This window comes from Rhodococcus sp. P4_E4 (assembly GCF_056401575.1).
Genome location: NZ_JBFUJB010000001.1, coordinates 180541 through 196599 on the forward strand (window position 1 = coordinate 180541; position 16059 = coordinate 196599).

Below are 16059 nucleotides of genomic sequence, written 5' to 3' on the forward strand. Positions count from 1 at the left end.
CTCACCACTGCCCGCGATCTCAGCCTCGGGAGTCGGTCTCCTGCTCGGTCGACACGAACCACGCCGCGATCTGCGCTCTGGAGGTGAAACCCAATTTGGTCAGCACATGCTCCACATGACCCTGAGCCGTACGAAGCGAGATCACGAGATGTTCCGCGATAGCGCGATTGGTCAGGCCCCGCGCAACGAGTTCCGCAACTTGCTGCTCACGACGAGTCAGGTGAGGTGCCTCAGTTGACGATGAACCCGGAACACTGCGACGCTCGTCGAGCGCATACGCGACAGCTTCACTCTCGGACATCACAAATCCGTTGCGAAACGACTTGTCGAAAGCACTCTTACCCATAGCCCTACGAGCAGTCTCTGCCGCAGTGTCGTGATGCGGCGACAAACCCGGCAGGCCCGCCAGCCGACCCCCGACCTTCTGCCAATACATGGCTGCCGCGCCGAGCAGAACCGCGGAATTCTTCCAATCACGTTGCGCTGCAGCAATCCACGCCAGTGGTTCGATACACCACGCCGAGTTCATCGGGGCATCGAGAATTCTCAGACTCCGCGTCAAATAATCACGTGCGTCATCTAATTCACCTCGGAGCCAGCCCACCAGCCCGAGGGTTCCCAACGCAAAAGCCTGGAACATCACTTCGTTGGCGGGCACGGTGATCGCGAGAGTCTCTTCGTTGCACTCCACCGAGCGATCGAGGGCCCCGGAAAGAAAGTACGCAATCCCCAGGGTGTCCAGGCCGATCACCACATGCAGCAGATTTTCGTCCAATCGAAACAGCGTCAACGCGGATTCCAACTTGGCCGTTGCGGTATCGAAGTTGCCTCTGAAGGTATCGACGTATCCGTCACCCCATGCCGCCAGACCGCGTGAGCGTACGTCCGCCAAGGCATTCGCCAGGAGCCAACTCTCGTCGACCAGCGCTTGTGCCCGTTCGAGTTCCCCCTGCATCGCGTGATTCACAGCGTCGATGGCCAAGACATCAACGCGGAACGGGTCGAGCTCCCGATCCTCTGTATTCAGAGCTCGATCCGTCCAATACCGTGCCTGCACAAGCAATCCACCAGAAAGCCAGAATCTGTACAACGCACCGACCATTCGCGTTGCAGATCGCGCCTCCACGGCAGTGGAAATCGAAAACTCCAGCGCGTCGTAGACGTTGTGCTGTTCACGACCCAGCCGTGCGATCCACGCAGCTTGCCGGTCACTGATCCACTCGGCTTCCGCACGAACGACCAGCGCTTCGAACCAATCACGGTGACGCCGTCGAAGTTCCACGTAGTCGTTCGAGAACTCGGCCTTCTCTCGTCCGTACTCCCGCAGGAGGTCGAGCAGGTGATAGCGAACGGTGCCGTCGATCTCCTCACGAATGAGGATGGATTTCTCGACCAACGCAGTGACGAGATCGAGCACTTCCGTCGAACTCGATTCCTGCCCGCACACTCCCTCGGCTGCGTCAAGCTCGAACCCGCCGGAAAACACGGTCAGCCGACCCCACAGCTGCTGCTCCGAAGGCGAGCACAAGTCGTAACTCCAATCGATCGACAATCGGAGAGTCTGCTGACGACTCGGTACGTCGCGTCCACCAGAAGTCAAAAGGCGGTAACGATCCGAGAGCCGATCCATGATCTGCTCCGCCGACATACCGCGCAGGCGAGCGGCCGCCAACTCGATCGGAAGCGGGAGTCCATCCAGGTCGTGACAGATATGAGCAACGGCGCGCTTGTTCTCCTCAGTGAGGGTGAAACCGGGGACGACTGAAGCCGCACGCTCGGTGAACAACGACACGGATTCGTACTGGGCAAGTCCCTCGAATTCGCGCGGCTGTTGCTGCGGCGTGGTGAGCGAGGGAACGCGCATCGTCACCTCACCGCCCATTCCCAGCGATTCTCTGCTCGTCGCCAAGATCTTGACACCGGCACATCGCCGTAGGATCGCACCGGCAAACAGAGCGACGGCATCGACCAGATGTTCGCAGTTGTCGAGTACCAACAGCAGACTGCGATCGGAGCAGTAGTCGATCACAGTGTGCAGCGGGTCCGACGAGGACACCGGCCGCACCCCCAAAATCACGGCGACGTAATCCTCGAGGAGTTCTGGATCCGTCTGCTCCCCCAACTCCACCAACCACGCGCCGTCTCGGAACACCCGCTGGAGCGCGCTCGCAAGCCGGATCGCGAGCCGCGTCTTGCCGACACCTCCGATACCGGTGAGCGTCAATAAACGGGACGACTCGAACAATCTTCTGGCTTCGGCCAACTCACGCCGTCGGCCGACAAAACTCGTCAGCTCCAAGGGCAAGTTGCCGACAACTCGCTGGTCGGCTTCTGATCGCACAACGGATGCCATCGACCGACTCGCTTTCTGCCAACCACTACAAATCAACGCTACCCCCGCGTTCGTCGCCCTGAGCAGCGCTCACTTGTGCTTCGTCATCGCAGTCGAAATGTCGGCCCCTCACAGATGCGATTCACGACGGCCATGCCGGTGTCACGCGCCCGAAACAACGGATTTCTACCCTGGCAGCGACGAGAAGGGAGACCGACATGCCACCGCGCCGTAGATCGGTACTACTGACGCAACTGGTAATCGATGCTCCCGGCAGTCCACAACAAACGATCCTCGACGAACTGCGCCGAGTGATTCTGTCGGGTTCGGCGCCTCCGGGTACCCCGATCCCTCTCGGCGACGTGGCTGATGTGTTCGGGGTCAGCCGAATACCAGTGCGGGAATCGCTGAAGACCCTGGTCGGAGAGTCGTTGGTCGACCACCGCCACCAATTCGGCTACACCGTTGCTCAGTTGACGCCGGCAGAACTGCGCGAGATGTACATCGTCCGCGAAACTCTCGAATCAGCTGCATTGGCCGTCGCCGTCGAGCAGGCCACCGAAGAGGATCACGAACACGCCGTCGAGGTGAATTCCCGTCTGGAGATCGCGTTGCGCTACGACGACTCTCAGTCCTATCACTGTGAGAGCCGAAACTTTCACCTCGCACTGACCCGACCGTCGCAAATGCTTCGACTTCTGCACATGTTCGAAGCTGCCTGGAACATCACCGAACCGGTACAGCCAATGGTCCATGTTGCCGGCGTCGATCGCCAGGTTCTGCACTCCGATCACACCGCGATGCTGGACGCATTCCTGCGTCGGGACGCAGCCGCTCTTCTGAGTGCTTCCGAAATCCATCATCGCCGACTCAACACCGTGATCGCGACTCTGCCGACAGACACCGGCCTACTGGCCGAGAAAGATATACCGATTGCGCAATAGCTGTGCAACACAGCGTCGATACCTTTCTCTCAACACAGTTTTCATCACTGACGCTGAGAGCTCGTGCACTGTCCGCTGATTTCCTGCACTGATGCACAGGAGCTGTCATGACCGACATTCTTCCGTCCCGAACGACCACTGCCCCAACTCCCCCAAAGGAAACCGGCTCGGCCGACCTCGTCGAAGCCGCGGGCCACCCGGTCGGCGGCGGACTGATCAAACCGGGCTACGACCCTCGTTTGACCAACGAGGATCTGGCGCCGCTTCGCGAGCAGACCTGGTCGTCGTACAACATCTTCGCCTTCTGGATGTCCGACGTACACAGCGTCGGCGGATATGTCACTGCCGGTAGTCTTTTCGCACTGGGATTGGCCAGCTGGCAAGTACTCGTCGCCCTGCTGGTCGGTATCACGATCGTTTACTTCTTCTGCAATCTCGTCGCCAAGCCCAGCCAAGTTACCGGCGTACCGTATCCGGTGATCTGCCGCAGCGTGTTCGGTGTCCTCGGCGCGAACATCCCGGCAATCATTCGTGGCCTGATTGCCGTGGCCTGGTACGGGATTCAAACCTTTCTCGCTTCGGCAGCCCTCGATGTCGTACTGATCAAACTCTTTCCGTCACTCGCACCGTATGCCGTCGTCGAAGACTACGGATTCGCCGGACTCTCCGCACTGGGCTGGGGAAGTTTCATGCTCCTGTGGGTACTTCAGGCCTGCGTCTTCTGGCGAGGCATGGAATCGATCCGCCGCTTCATCGACTTCTGCGGGCCGGCTGTGTATGTCGTGATGTTCATGCTGTGCGGGTACCTCATCTACCAGGCAGGCTGGAGCGCTGTCGATCTCACACTCGGCGACGTCAAATACTCCGGTTTCGACGCCGTGCCGGTCATGCTCGGTGCGATCGCTCTGGTTGTCTCGTACTTCTCCGGACCGATGCTCAACTTCGGTGACTTCTCCCGCTACGGGAAGTCGTTCGCTGCAGTCAAGAAGGGCAACTTCCTCGGTTTGCCGTTGAACTTCCTCGTATTCTCGGTGTTGGTCGTCGTCACGGCGTCGTTGACACTGCCGGTGTACGGCGAACTGATCACCGATCCCGTCGCAACAGTGGCACGAATCGACAGCACCTTCGCCATCGTCCTCGGCGCACTCACCTTCACCATCGCCACGATCGGCATCAACATCGTGGCCAACTTCATTTCCCCGGCCTTCGACTTCTCCAACGTGAGCCCGCAGAAGATCAGCTGGCGGGCCGGCGGGATGATCGCGGCGATCGGCTCGATCCTCATCACCCCGTGGAACCTCTACAACAATCCCGACGTCATCCACTACACGCTCGAAACCCTCGGAGCCTTCATCGGTCCGCTGTTCGGAATCCTGATTGCCGACTACTACCTCGTGCGCAAGCAGAAGGTGATCGTCGACGAACTGTTCAGCATGTCGCCAACCGGAACCTACTGGTACAGCAAGGGATACAATCCTGCTGCAGTGATCGCCACCGTGGTGGGAGCCGTCGTCGCGATGGTCCCGGTCCTGGGCAAGGACCTCACCGGGATGTACACCGCAGCGCAGTACAGCTGGTTCATCGGTTGCGGGCTCGGATTTGCCGTCTACTACCTACTCGCCACGCGCACTTCCCTGGCTGTCCGGAATGCTTCTTCTCCCGACACTGTGACGGTCGACTGATCGTCATGAGAATCAAGGTGATCAACCCCAACACCACGTGGGCGATGACCGCCAAGATCGAGGAATGTGCCCGGGGTGTCGCGGGCTCGGGCACATTCGTCGAGGCAGTCAGCCCTGCGATGGGTCCCGCGTCGATCGAAAGCCACTACGACGAAGCTCTCAGCATCCCCGGAATCCTGGCCGAGATCGCCGCCGGAGAAAAGAACGAAGTCGACGGCTACGTCATTGCTTGCTTCGGTGACCCAGGTCTAGATGCAGCCAGAGAGCTGGCCAAGGGCCCCGTCGTAGCTGTTGCCGAAGCGGCAATGAACTACGCAAGTTTCCTGGGACGCGGATTCAGCATCGTGACCACCCTCGGTCGAACCCGCGGCCGCGCAGCCGATCTGGTGGACCGGTACGGCATGCAGGCTCGGTGCCGGGGTATCCACTCCTGCGAGATTCCGGTTCTGGAACTCGATCGTGATCCCGACGCGCGAAAGGTGATCTTGGAAGCCTGTTTCGACGCATTGGAGCAAGATGACTCGGACGTTCTCGTGCTGGGTTGCGCCGGCATGGCGGACCTGTGCCAGGACTTGTCCGACGAACTGTGTGTCCCGGTAGTCGACGGCGTTGCCGCTGGGGTCACGATGGTTCAATCGTTGGTCACCCTCGGACTGTCGACCAGTGCGCGCGGCGAGTTCGCACGGCCACTGCCCAAAAACTACACCGGCACACTGACACCGTTCTCGCTGTGAATGTGCCCGAGCGAGAGTCGAGCAGCGATCGTCACCAGTGCCAGGACCGCGAACAATACTCCGGCCCAGACTAATTGGCGGGTTTCGAAATGCGCGAGAAACAGTCCACCGACCGCAGTTCCGAGCGTGATCCCCAAGTTGGAGAACGAGATGAAAAGGCTGTTGCCGAATTCAGGCGCGTCGACTGCGTCTCGCCCCATCCAACTCTGCGAAACCACCAGTCCACCGGAATGCACTACACCCCAAACCAACACGGCTACAACCATCGCACCGAAGTACGGACCTGCCAGATAGAGCATCACGTAGACGACGATGTACAGCAAGGGAAAAGCCACAACCGTGCGCACCACACTCTTGGCGAGCACCGCCCCGAAGACGAAGTTGCCGAAGATCATCACGACACCGAAAGCCAAGAGCATCGCGCTGATCCACGATCCGCTCATGCCCGTCACTCCGCCGAGGTATTCGGCGAAGTATCCGTACACCGAGAACATGGCTGCGAAGACGAAGGTGACGGAAAGGATGGTCAACCACACGCGCGGCCGGCGAAGGATCCCGACCTGTGCGCCGTACGACAGGCGTTGTGTCACCGGAGCCGAGGGCAGAAGTACGACAATCCCGAGAAACGCGAGAACGTTGACCACGGCACCGAAAACGAAAGCCGCGGACACCGAGAAGTTCTCGGCCAGATACGACGTCAGCGGTACACCGAATGCGAATCCTACTGTGACACCCGCAAATACTTTCGTCACAGCTGCAGTTGCTTCCTCCGGTGGCACCAGTCGAACTGCACTCGCGAGTGCGAGCGCGAAGAAGACCGGGTGAACCACGGCGGGAATGATCCGAAATGCAAACATCACCTCGAAACTCGACGTGCTCGCGTACACCATGTTGGACACCGCAAAGACTGCAATCGCCACCAACAGAACGGTTTTCCTGTTGATTCCCGAGGTGATCAGCGTCGTGAACGGACCGGTCACCGCCACGACGAGCGCAAACACACCGACCAACCATCCGGCAGTGGACGCGGTGATACCGAACTTTTCGCTGACCTGAGGCAGAACCCCGATAATGCCCATCTCCGTAGTGATGATTCCGAATACACCCAACGCCAGAACCGGTATCAACAATTTCGACTTCACGACACACTCCTTACTACTACGCCACACAAGACAGATACATATCTAGATATATAGATATGTTTGATTGAGCAAAACCGGCCGTCGAGGGCAATCCGACCGCTACAACTTTTCGCGAACGAATTCCCTGAACTCGCCGATCACGGTTTCGTTTCGTCGGTAGTACGTCCACTTCCCGATGCGCTCGGACTCGAGCAGACCTACATCTTTCATGCCCTGCAGGTACCCCGAGATCACCGACTGGGCAAGTCCCGACCGCCCCTGAATATCACCGACACAGACTCCGATATGAAACCCGAGATCCTGTTGCGTGTACGAGTCCTCGTCGAAATACTTCGCCGGATGCGCGAGCCACTCCAAGATCTGCAGACGAGTCGGGTTGGACAGCGCCTTGAAGATCGCCAAAGCATCCATGGACCGCACCCCTTCTCCTCGCCAACCGGAACGCATCTACTTTTATGGATATGTTTGGCGAAGTCAAGCCCGATTCGGACGCAAAGCTACGTACGTCACATCGACGCATTTGAAGTGAGCTGTGCCACTTACGTTTCGACGACCTGCGGAAATCTCAGCGCCGACTTTCTATCTGTGACGACTTGTTTATAGTTATCGCCAACAACGAATTGCCGGAAGTTTCCGGTTCGCCCGAGAATGCTCGCGGGTGAACACAATTCGCTCAACACCAGCCGTACCCGGCTAGTCATTCGGGAGTCGAACCATGAACACACCGCATCAGTTCAGGGCCGTCCCCACATGGTGATGTCGAAGCTCGCCAAGTGGCAGCTGGTCGCACTCGTCGTGGTTGCACTCCTGGGTTTGATCTACGTCGGAGCGAAATACGTACGGCTGGACAATCTTCTGGGATTCGGCCAATACACGGTCAAAACCGAACTGGCGACGTCCGGTGGCATCTTCACCAACGCCGAAGTGACCTATCGCGGTGTACCCGTCGGACGCGTCGGCGACATGTCGCTCACGTCCGACGGAATCGAAGTCGACCTGTTGATCGACAGCAATGCTCCACAGATTCCCGCATCCGCGCGAGCCGTGGTGGCCAATCGCTCAGCCATCGGTGAGCAGTACGTCGACCTTCAGCCCGATACCGACCAGGGCCCGTTCCTCGAAGACGGCTCGGTGATCGCCGTGGGCGAGACCACCACGCCGATCCCCATCGAGAACGTCTTGACCAGCGCSAACGGTCTGGTGCACTCCGTTCCGGTMGACGCACTCCACACCGTCGCGAAGGAACTCGGCGCGGCATTCAACGGCAAGGGCGAAGATCTGCAGGTACTTGCCGACTCGCTGTCGGGGATTTCCCAGTCGGGCCTCGACACYCTTCCCCAGACCCTCGGACTGATCCGCGACAGCCAGACGGTACTCACGACCCAGTCCGATCAATCGTCGGCGATCAAGCAGTTCAGCACCGACCTCGACGCACTGACTGCGCAATTGCGCACCAGCGACCCCGACATCCGACGCGTGATCGACAACGGCATACCGGCCAGCGAACAAGTCGGCTCTCTCGTCACCGAAGCCGGCCCCGCGCTCACGACCAACCTCTCCAACCTCTCCGCCGTTGCAGCGGCAGCCGCCCCGACACTGCCCTCGCTGCAGCCCTTCCTGCTCTTCCTGCCTGCCCTCGCCGGGGCGGCGCCCACCGTTGCACCGGGAGACGGCACAGTACATCTGGGCTTGGTACTCGAGACCAACAACCCGCTCTCGTGCACCGTCGGTTACGAAGGGACCATGGCGATCCTCGACGAGATGAAGCGCAAGGACCCGAACTTCGACGACACGACGCAGAACTTCCCGTTGAACACAGCCGCCAACTGCCAGGCACCCCAGGGCAGCGAAACGGGAGTTCGGAGCGCCAACCGCATCGCGTTCGCCGACCCGAACACCTCGCAACCGTGGGACAGCAAGCCCAAGGTGGACCCGGACAAGCTCAACCTGAACCCGATTGCCACACAACTCGCACCGATGCTCGGTGCCACCCCGAAGTAGCCGTAAAAAACTGGCACCGTCGACGCTCCGCGACGATGATGATGTGATGTCGCAAGGAACGCCTGAGAGGACGTCACGAAGTTTCGAGGAACTTGTCGCCGAAGCCGAATCCGCCTCCGTCGACGGGTGGGACTTCTCGTGGCTCGACGGGCGCGCCACGGAGCAGCGTCCGTCGTGGGGGTATCAGAGGTTGATGGGTGAACGTCTCGGTGGTGCCGGCGCTGCGCTGGACATCCAGACCGGCGGCGGCGAAGTCCTCGCCGCTGCACCGACACTCCCGCCGGTGATGGCGGCAACCGAATCCTGGCCACCGAACGTAACCAAGGCCACCGCGCTTCTGCGTCCCCGAGGTGTGGTGGTGGTCGCGGATCCGGACGAGCCACCGCTACCGTTTGCCGATTCGGCTTTCGATCTGGTGACCAGTCGACACCCTGCGACGGTGTGGTGGGCCGAGATCGCTCGGGTACTCGAACCGGGAGGAACGTACTTCGCTCAACATGTCGGTCACGCCAGCGTGTTCGAACTCGTCGAGTTCTTCCTCGGTCCTCAGCCGCAGGCTCGTCGCGGACGGCACTACGAGGACGAAAGCGCCGACGCGATTTCGGCCGGGCTCACCGTCGTCGACCTTCGTTTCGAGCGTCTGCGCATGGAATTCTTCGATATCGGCGCCGTTGTCTACTTCTTACGCAAGGTGATCTGGATGGTTCCGGGATTCACCGTCGCGCAGTATCTGGACCGGCTCCGGGAACTCGATCAGCAGATCCGTCGAGACGGATCTTTTGTCGCGTACTCGAGTCGATTTCTGATCGAGGCGCGCAAATAGCCCCGCATTACGCGGGGTGAATGGTCTTCCAGTGCTCGGCGATGTCGATTCGCCGCGAGATCCAGACCTTTTCGTGTGACTGCACATGGTCCAGGAAACGCTCGAGGGCGGCAGCTCGGGCAGGGCGTCCGACTATGCGGCAGTGCAACCCGACGGAGAGCATCTTCGGTGATCCGGCCGTTCCCTCCGCATACAGCACGTCGAAGGCGTCACGTAGGTGCGCAAAGAACTGATCGCCGCTGGGAAATCCTGCTGGAGAGGCGAAACGCATGTCGTTGGTATCGAGCGTGTACGGAACGACGAGATGCTTCACCGACTCTGTGCCACGCGGAACGTCTACCCAGTACGGCAGATCGTCGGCGTACGAATCGGAGTCGTAGACGAAGCCGCCGTGCTCGACCACCAATTCGCGGGTGTTCGGTGAATCGCGTCCGGTATACCAACCGAGAGGCGCCGAACCCGTCAGATCTTGCAGAATCTGGACTGCCTCGGCCATGTCGGCGCGTTCACGCTCGATGTCCACGGATTGGTAAGACTTCCAACGTAATCCGTGACACGCGATCTCGTGACCCAACTCCTGAAAAGCACTGACTGCTTCCGGGTTACGCTGCATTGCCCGCGCCACCGCAAAGACTGTGAGAGGCAGGTTTCGCCGCTCGAAGGTCCGCAGGACACGCCACAACCCGGCCCGGGAGCCGTACTCGTACAGCGATTCCATGCTCATGTGTCGATTCGGAAATGCTTCCGCCGGAGTCATTTCCGACAGAAAAGTCTCCGAAGCCGCGTCCCCGTCGAGGACGTTGTTCTCGGCTCCCTCTTCGTAGTTGAGTACGAACTGAACCGCTATCCGCGCGTCGCCGGGCCAGTGCGGATGCGGCGGATGAGGGCCGTACCCCACCATGTCCCGGGGATAGTCGTCGCGCGGATAGTCGCTCATGGCAACAACTTTACCGTCAGCGCCCGGAGATCACAGCGCGAGCAGCGTCGGTGAGTACGCCGAATACTCTCAGCCGCGCCAGGCCACCGTCCGGGAAGATGTCCAGACGAACATCGGTGACCGGAACTTCGGAATCGATCGGAAAGCGATGGCGCGTGTCCGGACGCAGCGTCGTACGCGGCAACAGTTCGAACCACTCCCCTTCCGGAGTTCGGCCGGTCAGAGCGCCCTCACCTGGACTGTTTCCGAGGAAGTACGAGGTGTCGATCTCGACGAAACTCAACACGCCTTCACCCGCGAGTTGTACTTGCACCCAGTCGTTTCCGTCGTCGCGGCGCCTGGCGGTCTCCCACCCGTCCCCCATCGAAGCAGCGCGTCCGGGGAACAGAATGTTCTGCGGTGAGCTGTAGAACATGTTGGAGCAATCGGTCACGCGGCCACCGTTTTCGAGTGCTGCAAGGTCCAACGGCCCGGCATCGAGGAAACGCGGGTCTGGCCGTGCTTCACCGTGAACACGGAATCTCGCAACGCCGCCGTCCGGATAAATGGTCAGCTTGACGTGCGTCCATCGATCCTCCGAAACCACCGAGAACGGATTCTCCGAGTCACCGTGCACGGTCGAGCGTTCGACGATGGTTGTCCACTCGCCGGATCCGGCCAGGTCGACGGGATCCGGATACCCGTCGACGGAGATTGCTTCCACCGAGATCTCGGGCGGGTAATTGCCCTTGAACCACGCGGTGTCGACCACGACGCCTCGCACCACTCCAGGAACACCGAGGCGCACGATCGCCTCGTCATGGCCTGCCACACGGCGGCGACGCGTCTCCCAACCGTCGTACACCTGCCCCTTGTGTCCGAACGTCGCCGGCTGGTATCCGGCTTTACCTGGTCGGATCAGGGCCTCGCGCTCGGCGAATGCCTCGTCGTTCGCCCAGATGACGGCTCCGCCGAGGGTGCGCAGTGCCAGGTCGGGCAGCAAGGTGAATTCGGTGGTGCTCATCGGTCAGTGTTCTCCTGTGATCGGTGTGGTGCGTCCTACGAGGTGATGGAGTGCGTTGGTGTCCGCGCTCGGGGCGAGCCGGAGAACGTCGGATTCTGGATAAGCCCCCGCGTCGAGCCCGCGCAGTACCACCGCTGCCAGCGCCTGGGCAGTTGCAGGTTCGTCCATCACGTCGCCACCTTGGCGCCCCAGGTACGACTGGATGCGCGGGGCAGCGGCGCCGAGTGCGTTGCGGTAGAAGCCGAACGTGGCGAGCCAGCGGGTGACCAGATGCCCGGGGTGCATGTCCCACCCCTGGTAGTAACCGCGTTCAAGGGACCGCGTGACGAGACGATGGTGCCGAGTGATCGCGTCGCGGATCGCCGTGGCGCTCCCGACGGGCGCGACCTGAGTTGACCCGTCGCACACCCAGACGCCGGTCTGCGCGGCAGCAGCCAACATGAGAGCCTTTGCGTGGTCTGCCACCGGATGTTCGAGCGACTGATGACGCGATGCAATTCCGCAAGCCGCACTGTAATCGTAAGTGCCGTAATGCAAACCGGTCAGACGGCCGGCACCGCGATGGATGGCCTGAGCAACTGCCACAGTTCCGTCGGCAGCGATGACCGCCTGCGGGCTCTCGATCTGCAGCTCGAACCGAAGCGAACCGGTCTCGAGTCCGTGTGCCTTCTCCAGTTCTTCGCAGAGCGCCACCGTCGCCGTGACCTGCTCCACCGCGCGCAGTTTGGGAACGGTGAAGACAAATCCGTCCGGCACTCCGCCGGCCGCGTCGAGCACAAGCTCGAGCGTCCTGATCGAGCGTCGACGCTCACCGGCCGGCAGCCCTTTGAACCTGATGCCGCCCCAGTTCGGCCCGGCAGGATCAGCGCTCAACGCTGCAAGTGTCCGCCCGGCCGACGTCGCTGCTGCGTCTTCTTCTTCGTCGCTGCGGCGTCCGTACCCGTCCTCGAAATCGATCCGAAAGTCTTGGACCGGCTTGCGGCCGAGTTGAACTCGCACAGCTGCGAGCGCATTCTCCGTGTCGAGATCGGCGAACACATGCGCATGGGAATCGAGCAGCGCGATCGCCTGCTCACCCCAGAGACGAGGGGTGTCGACGGTTGCATCCGCGGCACTGACGTAAATCGTGTGCACGGGCTGGATCTCGTCACGGTTTCCCGGGTACTGGGCCGCGAGCCGCTCGTCCACCGGATCCAGAAGTCCGTCCAGACGATCGTGGACGGCGGCGGAGAGTCGGGATTCTGTCATCGGACGATCTTCGCAGAACGTCCGCGAGCCCGCAGGTTCTCACGCCGCCGATCCAGTCCGGGTCAGCGACCCCCGACGAACGGAACGTTGACGAAGCTCGGCCGATCCGCAGCCAATTCGATGTGCTGCGGCTTCAGTTGGCTGTCGGCAAGCATCGGCCCGAGCGCCAGGTATCGCGGCACGCTGGCAGCGTAGACGTCGACGCGGAGCCGGTGACCGGGTTGTAGCACTGCGTCCGTCGGGAGCATGTTGATGTCGACGGCGGTGACCTCACCGGGAACCACCGGCTGACGCGTGTCGATCGTCAGATAGTGGTGCGGTTCACTGTAGTCACCGTTGGCCGAGCGAGTGCTCTTGGAATCGTCGACCGCCCGGAGCGACGCAGTCAGAGCGCCGTTCGTGATCGGTGTCGATGTTCCGTCCGGCGCTACGTCGTTGACCGTCGCTGCCCAGAATCCGTCCGTCGCGTCCAGGACTGTCTCGAGGTGGACGTTGATCGGGCCCGAGAGTGAGGTCGGCTCCGTGACTGCCTCACCGGTGAACGTCAGACCCTCCGCTTCCTGGAATCGGGAATCCTTGGAACACGACGCACCGAGCACCACGGAGATCCCGGCAGTGCCCTGAGTTCCGTCACCGGAGCAGAAGCCTCGCAGTCCGGGTGCGACTGTCAATCGCGCTGCGGCACTGGGCTGGTCACTGGTCAGTGAACCGTCGTAGGCCGCGTGTGCGGCAGTTCCGCTGGGCGCGGAGTTCAGATACATACGTTCGTACGTCGCGCCCGCTCGCGGGAACTGATCATCCGTGATCCATCCGCCACCTTGCTGGAACATCGTCACCGGACCGTATCGCTCGATTCCGTTGTCGATGCCCTTGAGCCACTTGTCGAACCACGCGCGTTCGAGTACGTCGAGGCGAGGCGGCGCACCGTCCTTGCCGAATCCTCCACCGGGAGTGACGTGATAGCCGTTGCCCATGATCAACTGCTTCTGCCCGGCCGGCAGATCGATTCCGTTGTAGATCCGCGGCTCGCTGTTGGCGAAGATGTCGTGCCAACCGCCGTAGACCATCGTCGGAACAGTGATGTTGCCGACGTCAGCGGATCGGTCCTGATAGAACTGACCGTCCTGTGCGACTTGCAGAGTCGACGGTGACACGTCCTCGATTCTCTGGGCCGTCATCGCTTGTACCAGTTCAGGAATCAGGGTGCCGGGATCCTCGAGGCGGCTCGCCAACCACAGTGGATCGAAGTTGCCTTGCAGGATGTCCTGAACGTTCGGAATGAGTTTGAGCCCGTTGACCGCGGTCAGCCACAACGGCATGAACCCGACTCCGAGTCCGCCACCGGTTCCGACGATGTCGCGTAGCAGATCGTTGCCTGGTTCGACCGGGAAGATTGCCTTCAACGCAGGCGGATTGTTACTCGCGGCCTGTACGGAGTTGATCGCGGAGTACGAGATTCCGGCCATCCCCACTTTGCCGTCGGACCACCCCTGCTTGCTCATCCAATCGATGACTTCGACCGAATCCTGTTGCTCGCGCTTGCCGAGCACGTCCCAATTACCTTGGGAGAAGCCGGTTCCACGTGCGTCGACCACTACCTGCGTGTATCCGTTCTGGACCAGATCACGGTTGACGCCGAGAACCCTGGCGCCTCCGCCGGCTATGACGCCCGTCAACTCCGAGACTCCGTCGAACGGCGCCGCGAGGTCGAGCGAGTTCGCCACGTCCATCAACGTCTCACCCACCTGCGGGATCGACAGAGCTGAATCCACCAACGTGTCCAGCAGTTTCGTGTACGGAGTTATGTTGAGAACCGAAGGCGCCTTCGATTCCACAGCGCGCCCGGACGCATCCGCCGGTCGGTACACATTTGCCTGCAGAACCGTGCCGTCACTCATCGTGATGGGTACGTCCCACTCGACGGAGACGCCCGGATACTGCGGCGCAGTCTCCGTGGCCGCGAGCCAGGTCTGTCCGTCCGACCCTCCCGTCGGATCCGCGGAAGCGACGGCGCTCGGCACCGTCAATCCCACGACGCACAGCCCCACCGCAATCGTTGTCGACCTTCGACGTAGAAGTCGTGTCCTCACGAAAACCCCAATTTTCTGTTGTGATGACCCAGCCCTGCCCCCACGACAGTGACCGGCGTCACGAACTTACCGGATAGTAACTTCCGTCCCATATGTCGTCAATAGGTCTCGATGCCGCCCGGACGGCTAGCTTTGAAGATGTGTCACGATCTCCCCTTCCCGTCCGCGACGGCCTGAACCCGAGTCGCATCCGTCAGCCAGACGACGGCATGTGGGCGACGACGCTCGACTACCTGCTCGAACGGTTTCCCCAGGACGCCGTCCGCCTACGGGAGAAAGTCGCAGCCGGGGAGGTCGTCGACGAGAAGGGCGTCGCGATCACCGAGACGAGCGGTTTCGCCCCCCGGCGTTTCGTCTACCTGTACCGCGACGCTCCGGTCGAAGCGCGGGTGCCGTTCGAGATCGACATCCTCTATCGGGACGAAAACATCCTGGTCGTGGACAAGCCGCACTTTCTCGCGAGCACGCCCCGCGGGCGATACATCGCCGAATCGGCCTTGGTGCGGTTGCGTCGAGATCTCGATCTGCCGGAGTTGAGTCCAGCGCATCGCCTCGACCGCGTCACGGCAGGACTGCTGCTGTTCACCGTGCATCAGGCGGCCCGGCGCGGCTATCAGACCATGTTCGCCGAGCGCCGCGTCACCAAGGAATACGAGGCCATCGCGCGTTACGACGCGCAGGTGAGCACTCCCGTGGTCGTGCGCAGTCGCATCGTGAAAGAACGCGGCGTGCTCAAGGCCGCGGAGATCGAGGGCGAACCCAACAGCGAGTCGCGGATCGAACTGATCGAGACGCGAGACGGCTTCGCGCGGTACCGGTTGATTCCCCATACCGGCAAGACCCATCAACTTCGCCTGCACATGACCTCGCTCGGGCTACCGATCCACGGCGACAACTTCTATCCCGACTTCTACGACGTTGCCGCAGAGGATTATTCGAACCCGCTGCGCCTGCTGTCGAAGGTTCTCGAGTTCGAGGATCCCACGACCGGCCGGCTGCAACGGTTCGAAAGTCGGCGGACACTGTCCTGGCCGGACGAATCAGGCCGTGGCGACTCGCCGTAGGGACCCCGGACCCTTCCACTGCGCCTCCGATACCGGGAGGATGGAAGCGCAGACCGCAC

General features: G+C 61.3%; 13 protein-coding genes. 6 read left to right on the forward strand and 7 right to left on the reverse strand.

Translation table 11 applies throughout. The features are described from left to right. Nucleotides 1-19 precede the first annotated feature (19 nt). Complete coding sequence (locus tag AC1DVN_RS00840; RefSeq protein ID WP_477993159.1) at nt 20-2353, reverse strand: ATP-binding protein; 2334 nt, start codon at nt 2351-2353, stop codon at nt 20-22. 197 nt (nt 2354-2550) lie between these two features. Between AC1DVN_RS00840 and AC1DVN_RS00845 the strand changes: the two genes are divergently transcribed. From AC1DVN_RS00845 to AC1DVN_RS00855, 3 genes are all read left to right on the forward strand, one after another. Further along, on the forward strand, nt 2551-3276 hold the full coding sequence (locus tag AC1DVN_RS00845; protein WP_020908886.1) for a GntR family transcriptional regulator: 726 nt from the start codon (nt 2551-2553) through the stop codon (nt 3274-3276). Between the two features lie 107 nt (nt 3277-3383). Further along, nucleotides 3384-4958, forward strand: coding sequence for an NCS1 family nucleobase:cation symporter-1 (locus AC1DVN_RS00850; protein WP_151532233.1), 1575 nt, complete (start codon nt 3384-3386; stop codon nt 4956-4958). Nucleotides 4959-4963: 5 nt separating this feature from the next. Continuing rightward, the gene (locus AC1DVN_RS00855) at nt 4964-5692 is read left to right on the forward strand and encodes an aspartate/glutamate racemase family protein (protein ID WP_084324905.1); all 729 of its coding nucleotides are present in this window, start codon (nt 4964-4966) and stop codon (nt 5690-5692) included. Here the strand turns inward: AC1DVN_RS00855 and AC1DVN_RS00860 are convergent. Both AC1DVN_RS00860 and AC1DVN_RS00865 read right to left on the reverse strand, forming a co-directional pair. Continuing rightward, the gene (locus tag AC1DVN_RS00860; RefSeq protein WP_084324904.1) at nt 5659-6834 is read right to left on the reverse strand and encodes an MFS transporter; all 1176 of its coding nucleotides are present in this window, start codon (nt 6832-6834) and stop codon (nt 5659-5661) included. The two genes, AC1DVN_RS00855 and AC1DVN_RS00860, sit on opposite strands and share 34 nt — an antisense overlap. A 99-nt stretch (nt 6835-6933) precedes the next feature. Then, a complete protein-coding gene (locus AC1DVN_RS00865; RefSeq protein ID WP_021345375.1) occupies nt 6934-7245 on the reverse strand; it encodes an ArsR/SmtB family transcription factor in 312 nt (103 codons plus the stop codon). Between the two features lie 339 nt (nt 7246-7584). Between AC1DVN_RS00865 and AC1DVN_RS00870 the strand changes: the two genes are divergently transcribed. Next, entirely contained in the window at nt 7585-8835 is a 1251-nt protein-coding gene (locus tag AC1DVN_RS00870; RefSeq protein WP_250884846.1) for an MCE family protein, read from the forward strand. A gap of 46 nt (nt 8836-8881) precedes the next feature. Then, on the forward strand, nt 8882-9658 hold the full coding sequence (locus AC1DVN_RS00875; RefSeq protein WP_019745049.1) for a class I SAM-dependent methyltransferase: 777 nt from the start codon (nt 8882-8884) through the stop codon (nt 9656-9658). 7 nt (nt 9659-9665) lie between these two features. On the opposite strand, the gene puuE is transcribed toward AC1DVN_RS00875, so the two are convergent. From puuE to AC1DVN_RS00895, 4 genes are all read right to left on the reverse strand, one after another. Then, nucleotides 9666-10595 carry an allantoinase PuuE gene (puuE, locus tag AC1DVN_RS00880; protein ID WP_020908892.1) on the reverse strand — a complete coding sequence of 310 codons (930 nt, stop codon included), beginning with the start codon at nt 10593-10595 and terminating at the stop codon, nt 9666-9668. Between the two features lie 16 nt (nt 10596-10611). Beyond that, nucleotides 10612-11598: an allantoicase gene (alc, locus tag AC1DVN_RS00885; RefSeq protein ID WP_060938101.1), complete on the reverse strand. Its 987-nt coding sequence runs from the start codon at nt 11596-11598 to the stop codon at nt 10612-10614. Between the two features lie 3 nt (nt 11599-11601). Beyond that, entirely contained in the window at nt 11602-12846 is a 1245-nt protein-coding gene (locus AC1DVN_RS00890; protein WP_021332132.1) for a DUF6986 family protein, read from the reverse strand. Between the two features lie 62 nt (nt 12847-12908). Further along, nucleotides 12909-14936: a CocE/NonD family hydrolase gene (locus AC1DVN_RS00895; protein WP_047889858.1), complete on the reverse strand. Its 2028-nt coding sequence runs from the start codon at nt 14934-14936 to the stop codon at nt 12909-12911. 140 nt (nt 14937-15076) lie between these two features. On the opposite strand from AC1DVN_RS00895, the gene AC1DVN_RS00900 reads away from it, so the two are divergent. Further along, the gene (locus tag AC1DVN_RS00900) at nt 15077-16000 is read left to right on the forward strand and encodes a pseudouridine synthase (RefSeq protein WP_024487285.1); all 924 of its coding nucleotides are present in this window, start codon (nt 15077-15079) and stop codon (nt 15998-16000) included. Nucleotides 16001-16059 lie beyond the last annotated feature (59 nt).

Coding starts and splice junctions, on each gene's coding strand:
- AC1DVN_RS00840 (WP_477993159.1), bottom strand. CDS start 2,353: ATGGCATCCGTTGTGCGATCAGAAGCCGACCAGCGAGTTGTCGGCAAC.
- AC1DVN_RS00845 (WP_020908886.1), top strand. CDS start 2,551: ATGCCACCGCGCCGTAGATCGGTACTACTGACGCAACTGGTAATCGAT.
- AC1DVN_RS00850 (WP_151532233.1), top strand. CDS start 3,384: ATGACCGACATTCTTCCGTCCCGAACGACCACTGCCCCAACTCCCCCA.
- AC1DVN_RS00855 (WP_084324905.1), top strand. CDS start 4,964: ATGAGAATCAAGGTGATCAACCCCAACACCACGTGGGCGATGACCGCC.
- AC1DVN_RS00865 (WP_021345375.1), bottom strand. CDS start 7,245: ATGGATGCTTTGGCGATCTTCAAGGCGCTGTCCAACCCGACTCGTCTG.
- AC1DVN_RS00875 (WP_019745049.1), top strand. CDS start 8,882: ATGTCGCAAGGAACGCCTGAGAGGACGTCACGAAGTTTCGAGGAACTT.
- puuE (WP_020908892.1), bottom strand. CDS start 10,595: ATGAGCGACTATCCGCGCGACGACTATCCCCGGGACATGGTGGGGTAC.
- alc (WP_060938101.1), bottom strand. CDS start 11,598: ATGAGCACCACCGAATTCACCTTGCTGCCCGACCTGGCACTGCGCACC.
- AC1DVN_RS00890 (WP_021332132.1), bottom strand. CDS start 12,846: ATGACAGAATCCCGACTCTCCGCCGCCGTCCACGATCGTCTGGACGGA.